Genomic DNA, 17,881 nt, shown 5'->3' with positions numbered 1-17,881 from the left:
CCCCAACTATATATCTTAAGCATCAGCATGATTAAAACTTTTAACCCCACAGGCAAACACGAAAGCTTCACAATGAGGCTAATAAAGAGAGAAAGAAGTAAAAAATAACCTCCAGGGTTAGTCTAAGGCAGAGCGTCCTTCAAATCACTCTTGCTTATTTTCATTAATACAGGTCATAAACAACTCGACAAAAGGCAATACGACAGGAAAACAAAACCGATACTTTCGGCGGGGTCTCTCTCTAGGTACTGGAGTTACCTAAGCGCTTAACTATACCTCCCCACCTAACCCATACTCGGTGATTAAATGGCGTGCACTAAAGCCCAGATAATCCTACTCCTCGAGAAGATAGCTGAGGAGATGCGTGATAAGTCCGACAGGATGGTGGTTATGGATTACGTGGAGAGGATTAGGAAGCAGGCTTGGGCTGAGACGCTGAGGGAGATTTTCTAAGTAAATTCAGTTTTTATTTTAAGTAGCCTAACTGCTCGAGCCTTCTCCTCACTGCATCAATGACGAACTCCATCCGTGACCTGTACCCGTACTTGCCTGTCTTTATGACCTCATCGACTAGTTTCATTAGTTCCTCAGGTATCTTCACGGCCTCGTATTTCGGTCTTTCTGAAATGTACTACCACCTACCCCATCTATATGTGGAATTTTAATAATGTTTATTCACCATATATGCAACATTATAATACCAGAATGCATGAAAGGCTTCATAGTCACATGTGTTAATATTTATTAACCTAGGTTGAATAAATGCATAATTGGTGAAACCTATATGATAATCGAGTTAAGAAGAACGCGACGGGCTGGTTCAGTCGCACACGCCGCGGGACTCCTTAACGAGGTGGGTAAGGGGTGATCGTGCAGGTCAGCATCCTGAGAAAGGAGCTTCAGGTCAATGGGTTGAAGTATGTTGTGACGATACTGAATAGCGGTTCAATAATTGGTAGCTGGAGAGTACCGAAGGTCCTGGTTGACGGCGAGGAATTCAGCGATGAATCATCAATACTGACATACGTAGAAGCGCTGAAGGTATCGCTAGGACGGGAAGGCATACACATAACCACTCACCTCAACGGAGGGAGACGTAAGTGACCTCAACTTCTAATGAATCCACTCCACCCCCTCTTAACAACTCCCCCACCGACTCTGAGAGAGCGAGTGTTAACAATTTAAAAATTGTTAACAGCGCACAGCCCGCGGAAAACACGCTAAGTAAAGCAAGTGCTGCAGGCGAAGCAACGCTCGTGCTAGGCATCAGAGTGCCTTTACCTCTTTATGTGAAATATAATGAAGAGCTAACTCACAGACAGAGAAAGATCGTGAGGGAGGCTTTGAGGCAGTTCTTCACTAGCTTAGTTCTTAATGTTAATAATGTCAGCAGTGTTAATGTGGTGGGCAGTAACTACAGTTTCAATGTGAACATCAACATCAACAATGTTGCATCTGCTGATCCACACGGTGATGTGTGGGCTGAGGAGAGGGTTAAGCAACTTGAGAGGAAGCTCAGGAAGGCTGAGGAGGTTTTGAGGGAGTATAAGTTTAAGGCCAGCAAGTACGAGAAGATAGCTCACTTGGCTGACCTCTGCAGGAGAGGAACTATTGACGCTAGGTCGCTGCTACAGCAGGTTCTACAGGCTGTTGATGGGTGATGAGGGGTGGTGCTCAGGATCGTTGTCTACAGGCCCAGCAGGTACTGCGTCCCCCCACTGCCTGAGGACGAGGTCCTTGAGGTTCTGGAGGCGCTCTCGAGGGGGCGCGAGCGTGTTAAGGTGGTGAGGTCGTGAGCTCGGATGACTTATGGCGTGACGCTCCAATGTACCGTGATCTCATGCGGGCGGAGAGGAGCGCCGGCATATACGAGCGTCACAGCAGAGTTGCTGAAGCGTGGAGCTTGGAGGGCAAAGCCGGTGAGGAAAGAGCGAATAAGGCTGGTTTAAAGACTGTCAAGGAGAGGGTAACCTACCTTCTGCGGAAGTACCCCGAGACCCGGAACAGTGATTTATTGCTAATAGTGTTGTACCTGCGCGAGTTCACAGAGCTCGGCGAGTTCATCAAGTACATTCCTCACCAACTGCTGAGGAAGCACGAAGGCGTGACCGAGTCCGTGAGGCGGGCTAGGCAACAAATTCAGGCAGGAGGGCAGTACCTCCCAACGGACCCGGGGGTCCTCGAGGCCAGGAGGAGGAAGGAGAGGAGGCTGAGGAGGTTGCTAGGGGGTGGGGACCTGTGAGGCTTGAGGCGGTCTCGGCGGGCGACCCCTCCGCCTGCCCGTACTGCGGCAGCAACCTCATCTGGGACTACGTGAGGGGTGAGGTGGTGTGTCCCTCATGCGGGACCGTAGTGGATGTGGTTTATGACTGCGGCCCTCCTCACATGCAGGTGCAGGAGGAGCATCGCAGGGAACGGGCTAGAGTCAAGGTCGTGAGGCTGAGGGACCTCAGAACCCTCGAGAGGAAGGCGAGGGTGGAGGGCAGGAAGGAGTTAAGCCTCGCCGTGGTGAGGAACCTCCCACCAAGCATTAAGGAAGCATGCGAGCACGGCATAAAGGTGGCAGAAGAGGTTTCACCCACGCTAGTCTGTGGAAAGACCCTCAGAGCTAAGTACGCAGTGGGCTACATAATCCACGCTATCCTCACAGGCGGAGTGATTGATGAGGAGCTAGCAACGAGAACATTCCGCCTAAGCCCATCAAGCGTCAGGAGGCTCGTGAGGAGCGTTGAGGAAAGAATGCAGAGGAAGTCCCCGAACAACGAAGAAGCCAAAGATATCCAGATGAAGGAAGAGCCTGACCTCCTCCCCGTCCTAAAGAATGAGGCTCCCAGTTGCAAGTTGCGGTGCCGGCGAGGCCGGAGGCTCCCTATTAAGGGTGCAGTGAACTTTCCGTAGCCCGTGAGGCTGCTCAAAGGACTAATGAAGCGCACGGCGGGCCGGCAGCAACGCTCCCTCTAATTAACGTCAGCCGCCTCTCATTGAGAAGGTGTACTCAAGTACTGGTAGGTGATCTCTGTATCTTCCTTCATCGAACGGGTGCTTGGTGTGCAGCGTGTTCTCCGCCCAGACCACTATCGTGTACAAGCCCTCCCCCCCATCTTCAAAGCTGACCGGAAACCCCACGCTGAAGTGCTGGCCGGAGATCACCCACTTCAGAGGGCGGATCGTCTTGACTTCCGTGTAGTAGTATGGCTCCGGCACTACACCGGCTATCGGCTCCCCTATTGAGTATGGGGAGCAGGTCATCAGTACGTTGAGCCTCGGATTAAAGGTTCTGGATGTGTTGGGGCTTGAGCGGTAGATTGTGACGCCATATAGCTTAGAGCCGTTCAGGAGGATCCTGCCTTCGGCGGTGAATGCCCCGTTCCTCACTGCCGGCGGTGTTATCCACTCCACCCAGACCTTCATCATGTGTATAACGAGGAACAGCCTGCTGTCGTCCCAGGCAGCGTAGATGCTCACGAAGTTGTTCGTGGGGTCTAGAATTGAGTCACGGTGCCCCCAGCCGCTCTCAGCGTCGTTGTATATCATGTTATCCACGTTTTTCACTGCACTATCGATGGGGGGCAGACGTCCGCCTATTATGTAGGAGTACCCCACATTTTCCTCGATTACGTAACTCCCCCCTAGTTTAGTGTAATGGTAGTTCGGTGTCATCCCGCTTAAGTCGCAGTGCCCGAAATACTTGTTGCTGTACATGTCCTCCGCCCTGAACCTAGCAGTAGTGTCGTTGAAAAGACCTACGGGCGGTATTCCGGATTTCAACCTCTCTTCATTGATCTTACTGAGGACTGCATTGATTAAACGGTTTAGCGTGGTTTTTACGTCTTCCCCCTGCTTGCTAGTCGGGGTCGGCGTCGTTGTTGATGTCGGTATTGCAGTCGAGACTAACGGGACCGTTGACGCCGTTTTTGAGGTTGGTGGTGTGGTTGCAGGCGTTGCCATGGGGGCGGTTAGGACCGGCAACGTGGTTGGGGCCAGCGGCGTCGTCGTGGGGGTACTCGTTCGAATGCCCTGCGGAGTGTAGGGGAAGCAGTAAGCTATTACCAGCAATGCGAGAATTAGTAGGGCTACTGCGTTGGCTTTGAGGAGCCTGTCCATGCTCCCACCTACGGAAGAGGGATCCACTGCAGGGGCTTCATCAGCCCGTACTTGACGAGCAGCGCATAGCTGAAGTAGCTGATTCCGGCTAGGAGTGCGATCAGTGAGGCGTATCCTAGGACCCTCCTAACCGCTCCTCCCCCGTCCTCCACTGGAATGCTGTAGCCCGCAGCTTCAGCAGGCATGTGGGGCGGTGCGTGAGTCCCTGACTCGGGTCCTGTGCTGGGAGTCCTCTCCAGCTCGCTTATCGGGGGTCTGACGACCTCGAGCTTCTTCCTGGATGGAGGCATGCCATTAAGGAATTCAGTGATGATGCCTAAGTACGGCCTCAGCGACTTGTGTCGAGGACCTGAATTCACGAGGTCCTCAACGTCCTCTGCGTAGCCTGCGAGCGGGCTTAATGCCTTAGCGACCTCAGCGCATGAGAGCACCTTCCTGAGGACCTCCCGTGGGTCGTAATCGGGCGCCCACTGAGCCCCACGCTCCTCAATCTCGAGGACGAGCCCCCCGAGGAGTATGAGGTAGCCGTCAATGCTGCGTGTGACCTCCGCCTCCACGACGAACCTGCGTATAGCCTGCCTCAGAAGAACTACATCCCTATCAAGGAATGAATCATCAAGGCAGGACGCTGGGAGCAACAACGACCAGTGCACCATGAAAAATATCCTCGAAGCAAGTATTTATAACGCGGGGCGAGCACAGCACCCCCACTCCTGTACTGGGAGGGCTGAAAATCTGATTTATAAACTTAAGTTATATGGGTGGGGTGAAGCATGTCCAGAATGATTCAGGTGGTTGATGAACAGGGCGACCTCCACGTCGTGCCTGTGGATGCGGTCCTATCTAAAAGGGAGGGGAACGTGATTGTGGTGGATCGTGATGTGGCGTACCCTAGGGACCGCATCTACGTCTTCCCAGGGCTTCACGAGTACCGTGAGTCCACGAAGACGTGGACGAGCGTGTGGCTGGACTACGTGGGGAAGGACCACCCTAAGCTGTTCCCGAAGTATGAGGTGGTTGAGAGCGCTCCTGACTACCTCATCGTGAGGAGGCGTGGCGGGCAGCTCTTTAAGTTCACGTACTTCCTCGCCGGGGAGGTAGTTGAGAACATCTACCTGAATGCGGGGGAGAGTTTCTGGGATTTAGTTGCCTTGGAGTGCGTGATTGAGGCTAAGGAGAACCCGAGCTTTCAGAGGGAGAGGTACAGGCTGGCGTTCGTGAGGAAGGTTGTTGAGGTGATAGGGTTCCTGACGCAGGTATGTGACTTGGTTGAGATGAAGCACGCATAGCGGCCGCTCACACATGCACGGCACGTCGAGATCTCGCACGCTCTTCCTCGTAGGCGTCGCCTCTCACACGAATCCCGCCCGCATGGACATCGTCCCTCACCACCCTCGCCCCTAGTTCCTGCGCAATCGAGTGCCCGAACTCTCTTGCGAATGCTCTGGCGTTCGCTCTCAGCTGCCTCCATGATTGTGACGCGAGCGTCTTCGTGAATGTCTCAAGGGCTTTCGCCTTAGGGCTTGCGGGCTCGGCTTCCTGCAGTGCTTGGGTGTAGGACTCACGCATCGCCCGCTGCACTGCCTTCTGAGCCCCTAGCTCCACGGCCTCCCGCAGGGCTTCTGCGTGCTGGGGTGGGAGGGCCTTGGCTAGACCGGCATCAAGCCCGAGCCCCTCAGCGGCTGACTCCACCGCCCTCCTCTCGGCCTCCGCTGACTCCATGAATGCCGTGAGTCCCGGGGTAGCTACTGCCACGCCCTCCGAGACCCCCGCAGCGAGCCTCGCCTCCCGCAGCGATGCCTTAACTGTTGTGAGGGTGATTATCGGCGCTGTCCTCACCTGGGTTGCTGATGCTGTGAGCGCTGGTGCCGGCACCCTCACGGCCTGCCCCGCCCTCGCTAAGGTGGTTGGGACTGTGCTTGCGGCTCTCCCAACCACTCCCTTAACCCTCTCCACGACGACTCCCCCTAGGGACGGCAGGACCCCTGCTCCGAAGACCCCGAGCACGTTGGGTAGTATCCCTCCCACTATCGGGTATATGAAGGACATGGTTACCCCTCCGCCTGGCGCCACTGTTGTTAGGATCTTTAGGAATACCGCTGTTAGGGGTCCTGCGATTACTAGTCCTGCTAGGAGTGTTAAGGCATACCTCATGATCCCTCTGAAGAGTGGGTTTACCGAGGCTATAGCTATGAGTGGGAATGCAGCTATTATTGCTAGTATTAGTACGTACCTCATGATTACTACTGCTGAGAGGAGTATGAGGACTATGAGCAGCGTGGATGCCACGTTGGCTAGGGCTGGGACGAAGTAGCCTGTCGCAACCCCGACTGCTATTATGGTCATCGCCGGCAGGAGGGGATCTACCCACGGGGTCATGGTGAGGGCTACATAGTCCATCATCCCCACGCTTGCGTTGTATACCCACGGGATCAGTAACGCCAGTATCAGTGCTAGCACGGAGTCCTTGAAGACCTCAATGACCCTCCCCTCGAACACCCCGAAGGCTAACCCCAGCGCTAGGTAGAGGCCTAACGCTGCTAATGACGTGGCTAGCACCACCTTGTAGACCTCGTAGACGGGGTCGCCATCGCTTGTGGGGAACTCAGGGGATGTCACGAGCTTTACTAGGTCTAGGCCTGGGAGGACTACCCTAACCCCCTGCACGAGTGGACACATGAAGCTGAGGTACCATGGGTAGGGGCACCAATTAGTATTTTGGACGATCACGCTTAGCGTGTTGAATCCCGCCCTGCCCTTAGCATCTGATGCGTTAACGGTTATGGTGTAGGCTTTAGCGGCCTCACTACCCACGCTGTAGGTATGTGAGTAGGTCTTCTCCTTAGCGTAAATGGCCTCGCTAACCCTGTTGCCGTCCCCCCAGTCCACGGTGATAGTTATTGGCAGCGTGGCGTCTGTTGCGGATATGGTCAGGCTTACGGACTCCCCCGCATTCACGGTGGTCCTGTCTGCGCTCACCCTAACTGTTAGTGCTCCGGCGCTGACCGCACCCCCTCCAGCTAGGGCTGCGGTAAAGGCCATCAGCCCGACCACGAGGAATGCGTAGAGGAGGTGCTTCCCACCTTCCTCCACCCTCCCGATAGCGAAGTAGATGCCTGAAATAGCTAGTAGACCCCCCGCCATGGCTAGGTATATCCAGCCCCACGTGCCTGAGGATGCGGGTGCTGCAGCGATTACGAGGGTCCAGCCGAAGCCCGCCACGGCCAGGGCCGCAAGGCCTGAGAGGAAGAGGGTCCCGGCGTACTCCCTCCCGAGGGTCTTAGATGCTACGGCTACGATGATGCACGCTACGCCGCCGTAGAGCCCTACCCACAGGCCCCACGAGATTAGGTCCCAGACAGTCACCATGCTAACCACCTCCAATCAACAGCAGAATTAATGAGACGGCTGCAGCAATCCACGCAGCCGCCAAGACAGCGACCACAACCCTCCTAAGACCCGGAAGCGTCCTATACACTAACACTAGTACAGTAGCTGCAGCAAGCACCACCATAACGTAGCCCAAACCCCCAAGGAACGATACATACCTAACCATAAGATCCCAAGCCAAATCCCAGAACCACCTAACGTACTCACCTGGAACCAACTCAACACGCATGACGCAGCCCAGAAAGAAACAAAACTTAAAAAGATGCAACGTGATTAATGATTGATTGACCGCACTTGCACTAGTTTTCTGGGACCGTAATAAACTTACTTAATGAGGTGTGTTAGGCGGTGTATTCTATGAGGAGAAATTGTAATCCAGGAAGGTATAGTGTTAATTGGTAGGGACCATTCTGGGTTTTTGCGTGGCCTTAGGGCTCGGCTCAGGTTGGATAGGTCGGGGGCTGTTAGGGCTGTCGCATTTATCTTGCTCCTAATCCTCCTCGTAGGACTCTATGCCTTTATGATCCTCACGAAGGCTTACGCTTTGTTTTATCTTATCATAAGCATCTCCTTAAACACGTGGGGCACCCACCCCCACGTGCCTCATTCTGAGGGTCTCATCTTTCTCAATCCTCACACCAACTACGTCAGCCTTGCCGAGAGTATCTTCACATTGCCGTGGACCTCAGGGTGCTGTTCGTAGAGCTTCTGCAGCCTGCTGAAGCATTCCTCGCTAGTCCACGTATGTACCTCGAGGAAATCTCTAGCTGATTCCTTGACCCAGTTGTGGACAACGTGCTCCGGATGCGTCTTGATCTCATTGCATGACTCCACCTCAACGGCTACGGTCCCGCTGTAGAGCGGCCTCCAAGTAGACCTGTCTACTGGTACGGCAACCATGTCCGGCCTGGCACTCAGGTTGGAGTCTTGCTTCGCAGGCACGACCACGAAGCCTTTGCCGAAGTACGTCAGCGCAGCTTTTCTAGCGATCCTGAAGCCATCCTCCGACGGCGTTGCGTTCCTAAGCCCTCTGAATAAGCCCTTAACGTATGTCAACACCTTCCTGTTACCCTCCCTCTCCACGTTGATGTATCCAAGGGACGAGAGCTGGGCTACGGCGTCCTCAAGGCCCTTCCTAGGGGCGCCGAGCCTCACGGCTAGGTCGGTTAATGCAATCCTCCCGGCCTTATAGACCTCGTAGAGGGTGAGCACCTCTAAAGGCTTCACGGGATCCACGTACTTCAGGACTGGGTTCAACACGCCCTTCAAGTCACTCCCCCGCACCACACCGGGGTCGAAGGCTCCGGTGTAGATGTTCTCCCTAACGGCCTGGTGAGGTATGTAGTCCATCTGCACGATCACGGGCGGCGGTTGTTGCTCCCCTGGTCTAGCCGTCACTTTAACCACGGCTCTGCCTACTGTCAGCCCGGTCAAGGCCTCGGCTAACGCATCAGCGAAGGAAGCGTCCATCATGGAGAGGTGCTTAATATCGCTTCCACCCACCATGAAGCTTACTTTAACGGCGCAGTTGGTTAGAATGGACTGCATCAAGTTTTGAGGGATCTGACCTGTGTGCTGGTGTGCCATAATCAGGTGTAGTCCATATTTACGAGCCTCCGATAGGATAGTATCAATGATCGGCAGATCGGCTACGAATTGGAATTCATCGATAACTAAGAATACGGGGGTTCTCCGCTCACCCAGCCTAGCCCTGGCGAGCGCCTCGAACCACAGCTTCATAACTACCGTGGACGCGATTAGCCTTGCAAGGTTTTCCCCCAAATCTGCTTTAGGCGTTGAAAATATGGTGATTGACCCAGGCGACTTCAGCCTATCCATGTCCACGGTCGTCCTAGAGGTCAGCTTCAGCAGTAGCTTATCATGCGCATATGCCTCAAGCCTGCTTAGAGCCGAGATGAACGTCTGGTCCTGCATGTTCTGCAACGCCTCTAGCTGTGCCTGCCACTCAGGGTCATTGATGTCTAAATCAAGTTCGCCTTTGTATAATGCCAGGATAGTGTTGTAGAGATCAGCCATTGTTGGGGAATCCGATTTAGAGTATAGCGCCCTAAGTATAACCTGCAGCAAATACTTCACGTTTACGGCCGTCTCCATTAACTTAAGTATCTCCTTGAACATCTCCAAGAGGATGTCGATGGCTATCGTTACGGCGTGGTCTCTATCCTCGGTCTTCGGGAGGTCTAGCGGGTTGAGGCCGAAGGGGCTTCTGATCGAGTGTAGGTAGAGTGCTTCCGGGATTTCCTCCGCTAACTCCCTCGCCATATCCCCATGCGGGTCCACCACCACTATTGAAGCGTCCTTGAGCTCTCTCAATCTATGGACAAGTAACTTCATGAACGACGTCTTGCCGCTGCCTGTCTGCCCGATCACGTATGCGTGTCTAAACATATCCTCCATGCTTAGCTTAAACTCCCTCCCGTCTTCAAGAACCCCTATCCTGAACGCCCTCCCCCCGACACGCTCGGAGATCACGGACGGCAGGGGCGAGCCTCTAACGAAGCCTATCTTATGGAGGCTCGGGTTCGGGAGCTTAACCATCTCATGCAGTGTGCCCTCCGTGAAGACGATCCTGTTTCTTCCACCCAACAACCTCTCAAAGAAGCCCATCCTCGGCGGCTGCAGGAGCTTTCCGAGGTCTGCGGCGCTCTTGACCTTCCTCCCATCCCAACTCAACCTCGCACTACATGAGCCCTCCACCAATTTCTCAACATACTTTCCAGCCTTCCTGTCTGGTGCGAGGACTAGGATTTTACCGAGGACTACCTTGTTTACGCGTCTTCGGAGAAGCTTAGCCCTCTCCCCATACGATTGATTATCGTATTTAACGGATTTGCTCATCAGCTTGGAGACTTCATTGGCGAAAACCATCCTTAAGCCGGGGTCACGGGAAACACCGACGCACACGCCCCCAACACCTTCGAGGGAGTTGACCAGGCCGGCTAAATCGGTGATAACCACGTCTGTGAACCAGAAGTCGAAGGAGTTCTTGAGCCTTGCCTCAGACACGTACACTTCGTTGTTAAACAATTGCAGTACGCTGTCATGCGATGCCTTGGAGACGCCGAAGAAGTTCTTCAAAGTGTCTGAAGATGTGGGTGTCTCGATGAAGACCCTTAAACCCCTCCCCACGTTCACGACGCACAACGTGGAGCCCGGGCCCAGGACCCCCGGACTGAAGGGGGGCTGGGGGACTCTAGGCACTACCTCGTAGAGCATCTAGGTACGCCCATAACACGCAGGGAGTTATAAGCCGGTGCTTACAGAGCTCAGAACGTTTTTAGAGGTTTAGCCTCAAAACTATATGCGGGGGTGTGTTAAATTATGAATAAGATCCTTGCCGTAGCTTTCCTCATGTTAATTGCTGGTGCGTTAGTGGGTTACGCTATTAGCATTTCAAGACCTCCTGTTTACCGCACAGTTACAGCAACGCTACCTACAACCATTACCACCACGAAGGCCGTTACAGCGGCCCCTGTAGTCCCTCCCACAATAACTTACACGGCAACCTACACGGTCACGAAACCAATCACGGTGACGGCGGTCGCAAACGTGGACCTGCTCACGGATAAGGATTACTACCACACCCTGCTAAACGTCTTGAGTAAGGCCAACAAGAGTATCTACGTTATAATGTATGCTATGAAGTACGACCCCAACGAGCCCGGTGACCCAGTGAACATACTGTTATCCAGAGTTGTTGACGCCTGCAGGAGAGGCCTTGATGTGAGGGTGCTCGTCGATGACGTGACCTACACCAGCTACAGGGAAACGATGGATTACCTGAAGAGTAACGGGGTGCCCGTGAGGCTTGATAAGAGCAGCTCCGTGACCACCCACGCAAAGGTGGTCGTGGTTGATGATCAGTACGTATTTGTGGGGAGCCATAATTGGACGGAGAGCGCTCTGAGCTACAATCACGAAGTGACAGCACTCATAGAGTCGGACACCATTGCGCGACAGGTCAAGAACTACTTCAGCATATTGTGGGGTGAGGGGAGAACGATCTAGTGACGGGCTGGAAATCCGGTGAGGCTTCTCGGTCAGTAAAGTCGCTCTGACTTGGTTGCGTCCAAGTACTCCACTTCTTTAAGTACTTGGCACTCTGCATTCACTGCTCTGCACAGGTCTTCGAGGGATTCCAGCGTGTAGTCCTTTGAAGAGCCGAGGTCGAAGAGGTCTAAGGGCCCTCGCCGGCCGCCAGTCGCTACTGCCTTGGCCAGCACCGTAGCCCCCTCCTCTATGAGGAGCATAGTTATGGCTAGGTAGTTCCCGGCCATGAAGAAGAAATTCTCACCAACGGCTACAGCCACTCTCGGGTTAGTCTTAAGTACTTCAACGTACACGTTCGAATACGCTGCGTTAGGTCTGAGAGCGCTGACGACCTTATCGAACGGGGCACGTATCCGTGCCATCACACCATGTGCCAGAGGCATCGAGGCCCCCGTGGAGACAACGCTGCATGAAAAATAAAATACGATTGATTTAGAGAGCCCTTGATGCTTGTTATACTGCAGAACCCCCGACCGCCTTCACCCACTGAGCGGCCCCGGTCGTTGAGTCCTGCACCTGAACCTCTACGGTGGCTATCGATGGCGTGGGGGAGGATACGGGGATGACGACTACGAAGCTCAGGCTTCCCTTCAGGGTTACAGTCGCTGATGAGCCGGGCGTCGGCGTTGCCGTCACCCCGGCAGCTCCTGGCAACGTGTAGACGGTGCCGTTCGCTAGGGTAACTCTGATGGACTGCACGACAATGCTTCTCTCCAGGTTGTTGTCGACGTTCACGGAGAGGATCCACCTGTTCGTGCCGTACGTTGCGCTCCACTCGGCGGTGGCGATGTCTGTTGCGGGCAGCTTCCTCATCTGCGTGTCGTACCACGCCTTGAGGCCGAACCCCAGCGTCACGGCAATCATGATCACGATCATGATGACCACTGCTTCGCTCAGACCCCTCCTCAACCACTTCCTGTCCTTACGGATCACTTTACCACCTCACTCTATGGCGGGGTTTAAAAACTGGTTCAGGGTCAAGCGGTAAGGGTCAGTGCGTAGAGCAGTGCTGCGAGGCCGGGTAATAGTGTCGATACGTTCCGACCTAGAGCTATCTTCCCTGCGATGTAGCCGAACCCCAGAACTGATGCGTAGCCAGTCAGAAGGGTTTCCGCAGCAACGCCCAGCCCTGCCCCGAGGCCCATGGTGGCTGTCGAGAGCACGGGGGCTAACAGAACGACGGCCGCCATGAACGCCACATGCGCCATCGCCCTCCCCATTGTCCTCCGCACCTCCATCACAAACATGACGAAGAGATCGAATACTGAGGGATCCACGTCCCCCAACAGCCTGAAGAACTCCGTCGACTCCCTGAGGTAGCCCGCCAGCCAAGGCCTCACGGACCTCCTCCCCAGCCCCTCCAGCCTCTCGTTCCTGTAGAGGTGCATCGACCTATAGACTCTAACGTGCTGAGCCATCGACTCAACGACGTCGTCGATCCTAGTCATCAACGCCTTGAGTGTGTGGGTGAAGGGCACCGCGCCTAAGGCGGCCGCAACCAGCGAGCAGTAAATCGTCAACTCCCTGAAGCCGCTGAGGTCCATAAGTCCTAGGGAGAGCATTATCGGCGGCAGTGCTAAGAGCCCTGTCCCCGATGCGAACGCAGCCCTGCAGGCCGTGAGGACCTTCCCCTCCATTACGACCTGCACCGCCAGCGGGTAACCCGGCAGAACGACGGCCAGTAGCGCAGACGCGCCGACGATCGCCGGCGCCAGCACCTGAATGAATGCCGGGGCCCCCGGCGCCCCGTCCTCGAGGGATGTGGTGAAGAGGGCGGTCATTGATATTAGGACCACAGGCATGACGGAGAAGAACATCGAGATCACCATCGCCGCGACCATCCTGCTGCCTAAAGTCCTCTCCACCTCAACCGCAACGGTCTTCACGAAGTCCATAGCCCTGTCCCTCAGGTGCTGTAGGGCCGTGCCCGAAGCTAGGGCCAACGTATATTCCGTTAGGAAGGGCCTAACCCTCCCGCTAGCAAGCCTTGCAAGCATAGCCAGGCCCTCCGAGGATCCGAATGCCTCCGAGAGCCCCCAGAACCTCCTCCCGAGCTCCCTAAACGCACTGAAGACCTCAGAGCTCGTTAGGAACCTAAGTAACTCAACAGGTTCTAGACCGGTCCTGGACACAGCCGTAGCTGTTAACGTGAAGAACGGCAGCTCCTCATCCAGCTTCCTCCTGAAGCCCTGCAGGGACGTTGCCGTATCTATCACTCTAACCCACGCCGCCAGACCTAGTGATAAACCAACGATCGCCAGGAGTGCGGGGTCCTGCAGGAACTCTAGGTAGTGGAGCACGAGCGGCAGCGTCACGGCTAGGGGCGTTAAGTAGGCAGCTGTTTTGACTTCCTTCGAAGCCCTTCTGTACCTCTTAATGTCGCCCGTTATGAGGGCGACCATCCTCCTGTACTTCTCCACAATGCTACTCGATCCTTTCACTTAGGATCGCCTCTACAGGTGCCTCGGATCTCGCCCTCAGCTCACCCCACCTCCCAAGCCTCGGCACGAGCGTACTGAAGTCTACGCCCATCCCGTCCCTCCCCCTGTCCCAGACAACGTTGAACCCTACCTTGTCTCCATCGAGGTGGAGGAGCTCCACGACCCTCTTCAGTTGCCTCCTAGGCCTCTCCCCGTAGCCGACGACTGCGATGAAGTTGAACATACCTACCTGCAGGGGCGATAGGTTGATGGGCGGGCCCGTGAATCTAGTCATGACCTCCTCCGGGGAGGCGCCGTGGAACGTTGTGAGGCCCCCCAACCCCGTGAGCATGGCTTGGACCAAGACCTTCGCTTCCTCACCCCTAGTCTCGCCAACCACGACGAGTTTGGTGGCTGAAGCCCTCAGAGCCGCTTTCGCCAGGTCGAAGAGGTCCACCTTAACCGCTCCAAGCTCGAAAGTCGTGTACCGTACCCATGAAGACCCTGGCGGCGGGTCTACCTCACCCGTGTCCTCGATGATGGCTACCTTCCAGCCCGGGGGGACGAAGCTGTGGAGGATGGATCGGAGCAACGTTGTTTTGCCTGAGCCAGGCGGACCAGCTATAATCATGGAACCCCTCGAACGTATCAAGGCCCTAAACAGCTTCGCCACCGCATCCGGGAGAACCCCCTCCTCAACGAGCCTGCTCACGGGTGGCGGCGTGCTCAGTTTCTTCCTTATAACGATCTCCGGTCTCCTGCTGGTGGATATCGTGTGTGCTACTAGGTGAACTCTGTGGGCGCCGTCCCTTGGTGGGAGCTGCGTGTCCACGATCGGGTTGGAGGTCGATATGTAGGTCCCGCACTTAGTGGCTATGACCTGCTGTAGCTCTACAACGTCGTCTAGGGTGTTCACCACTATGTTCGTCCTGATGAAGTCCTGCTCGTGGGAGTTCTGCTCCACCCAGGAATGCCTGACCCACACAGGGCCTGGCCCCACCACCGAGATGTCGAGGATGTAGGGGTCGTCCAGCAAGACCTGGAGCTGCCTGTATCCCACAACGCTCTTCAGAACGTAGATGGCTTCCGCAACCCTCTCCCTACCTATGCCGAGGACCTCAACGAGCACATCACCTAGGTCGTTGCCCCTCCCCATCAGGGCGGTCACGACGTCGAGCCCCCGCCCCACGGACCTGAAGAGGTCTTGAGAAATGCGCGGGACCGCGACGTACACTATCTCCTCACCCGCAGTGATTAGGGAGACCCTGCAGGCCCCCACCACGTAGCTGAGGAGTTCCCTCCCGCTAGGGGCCCCGAGCTCAAGCCTCACACGCCCTTCAGTCTTCCCCGACCCCCTCAGCCGATCCCTTAAGGACTCTAGGAGGACTCTAAGGCTCACTTAGCATTCCCATAAGAGGGTCCGGCTTTTAAATCCCCACTACAGGGTGGGGATGCTGAACGTGGTTGCGAGGGATTGGCTACGTGGAGCCTCCGTGGCGGGGCTGGTGGCGACCCTGCTCCTGACGCAAGCAGTGTCGTACGGTGAGACTCAGACCACACCTCCCGTGAGCATACAGCCTGAGGCACCGCCAGGCATCGGCGCAATGATTCAGAGGCTGATTAACTGGCTCTACTGGGGCGCGTGGGTAGCCGTGTTCGGTGCGGGGATCTACGGGGGGCTCAACATAGCTATGGGGGATTCGGAGAGGGGGAAGAAGTTCCTCGGTGGAGCCATAGTAGGTGCGATGGTCCTGGCCGCGCTCACGGTAATCATACCGGCGCTAGTCGGCGGCTGAAACCCCGCGACCCTCCCAAACCCAAACACTTTCTTTTCGAGGGACCAAACATGAGGAACGCTAGGAGGATGATAAGGGACTTCCTATCTGTCGCCGCACCCGGACTCCACGAGATCCTGGACCTCTACTGTCTGAGCAGGTTCGGGAGGGACTCCGCTTCTCTCCTTCTGGAGAATCCTGAGAGGCTCCGTGAGTGTGTGGTCGAGCTCTACGGGAGTGATGAGGCGGCGGAGATGCTGCTTAAACTGCTCATGCAGAACACCTTAAGTTAGCTGTTGATAATGATCTTCCTTAGATCTGAGAAGATGTTGTTCTGCGCTGTGTCGTACGCGATCATGTAGCCTTCCTCAGCCTCTGAAGCGCACCCTAGTCCGGTGAGGTTGTAGAACCCCGGGTAACTGCCCATGTGCCCGTAGACAGCTATACCCGGAACCTCCGCAATCCCCATACCTCTTGACGCCTTCACTGTAACGTCCTTGACCTCGTGCTCTATACCTAGATGCTTCAGCATCCCGGACAGAATCTCCGCACGCTCTTCGTTCGATCCGCATCCATTCTGCAGAGCCTCCAGTAGCGGCATGTAGGACGTGCGGTTTCCACACTTCTCCATCTGTATCGGTATCTGTGTGGCTAGGGCCCATGCCTCGAAGCTTCTGTAGCCTGTTTGAGAGGCATAGCCGTCCACAACGCCGGCCACGTACTTCAGCACAGCCTCTTGGAGGTAGCCGTAGAACAGCTTGTTCAAGTCTGTGTCTGGAGCATATGGAGGTGGATAGAGTTTCTTCTCTACAGTGATTTCATAGGGTGCATCCACCACCGATCCCCACGGCCATTCAAACTCCCTCACCCTGTACGCCAGATCCACGTACCCGGCGAACGAGTTCCTAGCGGCTCTGCCGAGACACCTCACCAACACATCGCCTTCGACCTCAATGTAGTTGCACACGTCGACTGAGTCGCTGAAGCTCACGGGCAGGCTAACGCTGCCCCTCGGCTCTAGGGTGGCGTATTTCTGGGTTGAGATGTTGACAGGTTCCACACCTGTCACCGGCACAGCCTCAAGGCCTATTGAGGCGTTCACTTTAGTGTCTATTCTGAGGCCTCTCGTGTATACATTCACAGCGATAGAGCTTACGCCGTGCTCGTAGTGGTAGTGGCACTCTGTACGGTTACCCCCGGTGCTGCATCCCCCACTGCGGTCAACGTAGTTGTGAGCGGTGACCTCCACCTTTGTCAGGGGTCCGAAGCCCATGTAGTGCCCCTCGAAGTCGCTGGAGATGACCCTTGCGCCTGATCCGCCGCCCTCGAGCTCCGCCGCGCTCCCCACCGTCCTGCTATACGCTACCGAGCCGTTCACTGCGTAGCCGATGATGTAGCTCCATGACGCTCTGTAGCGATTGTATGCGTGGCTGTAGCAGTACTCGTATGTGTGGTCGCCCCACATCCACTCCCAGCAGTAGGGGCCGTAGGTGTAGCTACCGAGGTGGGACAGCGATGCAGTAAGCGCCTCACCATAGCCCTCAACAAGAACTGCCTCCAGAACCGTTCTGGAAATAGCTAGATTAGAGAGCTCCGCGTATGGGGGAGGTGTAGCTGCATTGATGACTGTGTACGTGGAGTTATCGACGACCACGCTCGAATCAGTTAGGTTCCTAATGGTGAAGAGGGGGTGCCTAGCCTTAGGTGGGAAGCACATGTATATGGATTTGTTTAGTAGGCCGAGGCGGTCCCCCTCATCAATCGGTAGCATGGTTAGGCGGTAGGTAGTGCCGTTATCCATGATCGAGGACAACGACAGGCCTAGTTTGGCGTACTCAATGAGGTAGCCGGTCACGTTGATGTTGGATAGGTTGGGATTAGCTACATACTCATAGTCTACCCCGCCAACCACTTTGAGGAAATCCACCAGGTAGACAGCGGTATCTGTCGTGTTTGTCGTCGGGCACGTGGGTCTGGATGGCATGTAACGAAGTCCTTCATACTGGATTGAGTGAGGTATTCCCTGCCGAGGTGGTGTGGAGTTGGGTGCGATCCTGTGGCTGACGGCAAGGATCACGATGAGGGCAACTATGTAGGCCAAGGCCTTCAGGGCATCCACGG

General features: G+C 55.5%; 21 protein-coding genes. 10 read left to right on the top strand and 11 right to left on the bottom strand.

Annotated features, from left to right (window positions below; genetic code table 11):
* Positions 1-306: 306 nt before the first annotated feature.
* Positions 307-453, top strand: a complete 147-nt coding sequence (locus QW772_07080) for a hypothetical protein (GenBank protein ID MEM0038669.1) — start codon at positions 307-309, stop codon at positions 451-453.
* Positions 454-466: 13 nt separating this feature from the next.
* Here the strand turns inward: QW772_07080 and QW772_07075 are convergent, their stop codons facing one another.
* The gene (locus QW772_07075) at positions 467-601 is read right to left on the bottom strand and encodes a ribbon-helix-helix domain-containing protein (protein ID MEM0038668.1); all 135 of its coding nucleotides are present in this window, start codon (positions 599-601) and stop codon (positions 467-469) included.
* A gap of 263 nt (positions 602-864) precedes the next feature.
* Between QW772_07075 and QW772_07070 the strand changes: the two genes are divergently transcribed.
* From QW772_07070 to QW772_07050, 5 genes are all read left to right on the top strand, one after another.
* Positions 865-1,104 (top strand): hypothetical protein, encoded by a 240-nt coding sequence (locus QW772_07070; GenBank protein MEM0038667.1) that lies wholly within the window; start codon positions 865-867, stop codon positions 1,102-1,104.
* A 227-nt stretch (positions 1,105-1,331) separates the two neighbouring features.
* Entirely contained in the window at positions 1,332-1,661 is a 330-nt protein-coding gene (locus tag QW772_07065) for a hypothetical protein (protein ID MEM0038666.1), read from the top strand.
* A 6-nt stretch (positions 1,662-1,667) separates the two neighbouring features.
* On the top strand, positions 1,668-1,796 hold the full coding sequence (locus QW772_07060; GenBank protein MEM0038665.1) for a hypothetical protein: 129 nt from the start codon (positions 1,668-1,670) through the stop codon (positions 1,794-1,796).
* On the top strand, positions 1,793-2,242 hold the full coding sequence (locus tag QW772_07055) for a hypothetical protein (GenBank protein MEM0038664.1): 450 nt from the start codon (positions 1,793-1,795) through the stop codon (positions 2,240-2,242). Before QW772_07060 ends, QW772_07055 begins: the two co-directional genes overlap by 4 nt.
* Complete coding sequence (locus tag QW772_07050) at positions 2,239-2,898, top strand: TFIIB-type zinc ribbon-containing protein (GenBank protein ID MEM0038663.1); 660 nt, start codon at positions 2,239-2,241, stop codon at positions 2,896-2,898. Before QW772_07055 ends, QW772_07050 begins: the two co-directional genes overlap by 4 nt.
* A 69-nt stretch (positions 2,899-2,967) precedes the next feature.
* On the opposite strand, the gene QW772_07045 is transcribed toward QW772_07050, so the two are convergent.
* Together QW772_07045 and QW772_07040 are read right to left on the bottom strand one after the other, a co-directional pair.
* Positions 2,968-4,104 (bottom strand): hypothetical protein, encoded by a 1,137-nt coding sequence (locus QW772_07045; GenBank protein ID MEM0038662.1) that lies wholly within the window; start codon positions 4,102-4,104, stop codon positions 2,968-2,970.
* A gap of 8 nt (positions 4,105-4,112) precedes the next feature.
* Positions 4,113-4,760, bottom strand: coding sequence for a hypothetical protein (locus QW772_07040; protein ID MEM0038661.1), 648 nt, complete (start codon positions 4,758-4,760; stop codon positions 4,113-4,115).
* Positions 4,761-4,877: 117 nt separating this feature from the next.
* On the opposite strand from QW772_07040, the gene QW772_07035 reads away from it, so the two are divergent.
* Positions 4,878-5,393 (top strand): hypothetical protein, encoded by a 516-nt coding sequence (locus QW772_07035; GenBank protein ID MEM0038660.1) that lies wholly within the window; start codon positions 4,878-4,880, stop codon positions 5,391-5,393.
* A 7-nt stretch (positions 5,394-5,400) separates the two neighbouring features.
* Here the strand turns inward: QW772_07035 and QW772_07030 are convergent, their stop codons facing one another.
* The 3 genes from QW772_07030 to QW772_07020 form a co-directional block, all read right to left on the bottom strand.
* Positions 5,401-7,473 (bottom strand): hypothetical protein, encoded by a 2,073-nt coding sequence (locus QW772_07030; GenBank protein ID MEM0038659.1) that lies wholly within the window; start codon positions 7,471-7,473, stop codon positions 5,401-5,403.
* A 1-nt stretch (position 7,474) separates the two neighbouring features.
* Complete coding sequence (locus QW772_07025) at positions 7,475-7,723, bottom strand: hypothetical protein (protein MEM0038658.1); 249 nt, start codon at positions 7,721-7,723, stop codon at positions 7,475-7,477.
* Positions 7,724-8,136: 413 nt separating this feature from the next.
* On the bottom strand, positions 8,137-10,731 hold the full coding sequence (locus tag QW772_07020; protein MEM0038657.1) for an ATP-binding protein: 2,595 nt from the start codon (positions 10,729-10,731) through the stop codon (positions 8,137-8,139).
* A gap of 105 nt (positions 10,732-10,836) precedes the next feature.
* Here QW772_07020 and QW772_07015 point away from each other — a divergent pair, with 105 nt between their 5' ends.
* Positions 10,837-11,523 carry a phospholipase D-like domain-containing protein gene (locus QW772_07015; protein MEM0038656.1) on the top strand — a complete coding sequence of 229 codons (687 nt, stop codon included), beginning with the start codon at positions 10,837-10,839 and terminating at the stop codon, positions 11,521-11,523.
* A gap of 32 nt (positions 11,524-11,555) precedes the next feature.
* On the opposite strand, the gene QW772_07010 is transcribed toward QW772_07015, so the two are convergent.
* From QW772_07010 to QW772_06995, 4 genes are all read right to left on the bottom strand, one after another.
* Complete coding sequence (locus tag QW772_07010) at positions 11,556-11,927, bottom strand: DUF6054 family protein (GenBank protein MEM0038655.1); 372 nt, start codon at positions 11,925-11,927, stop codon at positions 11,556-11,558.
* 91 nt (positions 11,928-12,018) lie between these two features.
* Complete coding sequence (locus tag QW772_07005) at positions 12,019-12,498, bottom strand: hypothetical protein (protein MEM0038654.1); 480 nt, start codon at positions 12,496-12,498, stop codon at positions 12,019-12,021.
* A gap of 44 nt (positions 12,499-12,542) precedes the next feature.
* Entirely contained in the window at positions 12,543-14,006 is a 1,464-nt protein-coding gene (locus tag QW772_07000) for a hypothetical protein (protein ID MEM0038653.1), read from the bottom strand.
* The gene (locus QW772_06995) at positions 13,990-15,384 is read right to left on the bottom strand and encodes a type II/IV secretion system ATPase subunit (protein ID MEM0038652.1); all 1,395 of its coding nucleotides are present in this window, start codon (positions 15,382-15,384) and stop codon (positions 13,990-13,992) included. The genes QW772_07000 and QW772_06995 overlap by 17 nt, the downstream gene beginning before the upstream one ends.
* 52 nt (positions 15,385-15,436) lie before the next feature.
* Here QW772_06995 and QW772_06990 point away from each other — a divergent pair, with 52 nt between their 5' ends.
* Together QW772_06990 and QW772_06985 are read left to right on the top strand one after the other, a co-directional pair.
* A complete protein-coding gene (locus QW772_06990; GenBank protein MEM0038651.1) occupies positions 15,437-15,781 on the top strand; it encodes a hypothetical protein in 345 nt (114 codons plus the stop codon).
* Positions 15,782-15,831: 50 nt separating this feature from the next.
* Positions 15,832-16,053, top strand: coding sequence for a hypothetical protein (locus QW772_06985; GenBank protein MEM0038650.1), 222 nt, complete (start codon positions 15,832-15,834; stop codon positions 16,051-16,053).
* On the opposite strand, the gene QW772_06980 is transcribed toward QW772_06985, so the two are convergent.
* Positions 16,050-17,879, bottom strand: a complete 1,830-nt coding sequence (locus QW772_06980; GenBank protein MEM0038649.1) for a hypothetical protein — start codon at positions 17,877-17,879, stop codon at positions 16,050-16,052. The two genes, QW772_06985 and QW772_06980, sit on opposite strands and share 4 nt — an antisense overlap.
* Positions 17,880-17,881: the final 2 nt, after the last annotated feature.

It is taken from the genome of Zestosphaera sp., assembly GCA_038727705.1.
In the GTDB taxonomy this organism is placed as follows: domain Archaea; phylum Thermoproteota; class Thermoprotei_A; order Sulfolobales; family NBVN01; genus Zestomicrobium.
The sequence above is the reverse complement of the archived record's forward strand: the minus strand, read 5'-3'. Positions and strand labels throughout refer to the sequence as shown.

Bases quoted from the DNA above. Each gene is read 5' to 3' on its own strand.
- QW772_07080 (MEM0038669.1), top strand. From the start codon at position 307: ATGGCGTGCACTAAAGCCCAGATAATCCTACTCCTCGAGAAGATAGCT.
- QW772_07045 (MEM0038662.1), bottom strand. From the start codon at position 4,104: ATGGACAGGCTCCTCAAAGCCAACGCAGTAGCCCTACTAATTCTCGCA.
- QW772_07040 (MEM0038661.1), bottom strand. From the start codon at position 4,760: ATGGTGCACTGGTCGTTGTTGCTCCCAGCGTCCTGCCTTGATGATTCA.
- QW772_07035 (MEM0038660.1), top strand. From the start codon at position 4,878: ATGTCCAGAATGATTCAGGTGGTTGATGAACAGGGCGACCTCCACGTC.
- QW772_07030 (MEM0038659.1), bottom strand. From the start codon at position 7,473: ATGGTGACTGTCTGGGACCTAATCTCGTGGGGCCTGTGGGTAGGGCTC.
- QW772_07025 (MEM0038658.1), bottom strand. From the start codon at position 7,723: ATGCGTGTTGAGTTGGTTCCAGGTGAGTACGTTAGGTGGTTCTGGGAT.
- QW772_07020 (MEM0038657.1), bottom strand. From the start codon at position 10,731: ATGCTCTACGAGGTAGTGCCTAGAGTCCCCCAGCCCCCCTTCAGTCCG.
- QW772_07015 (MEM0038656.1), top strand. From the start codon at position 10,837: ATGAATAAGATCCTTGCCGTAGCTTTCCTCATGTTAATTGCTGGTGCG.
- QW772_07010 (MEM0038655.1), bottom strand. From the start codon at position 11,927: ATGGCACGGATACGTGCCCCGTTCGATAAGGTCGTCAGCGCTCTCAGA.
- QW772_06990 (MEM0038651.1), top strand. From the start codon at position 15,437: ATGCTGAACGTGGTTGCGAGGGATTGGCTACGTGGAGCCTCCGTGGCG.
- QW772_06985 (MEM0038650.1), top strand. From the start codon at position 15,832: ATGAGGAACGCTAGGAGGATGATAAGGGACTTCCTATCTGTCGCCGCA.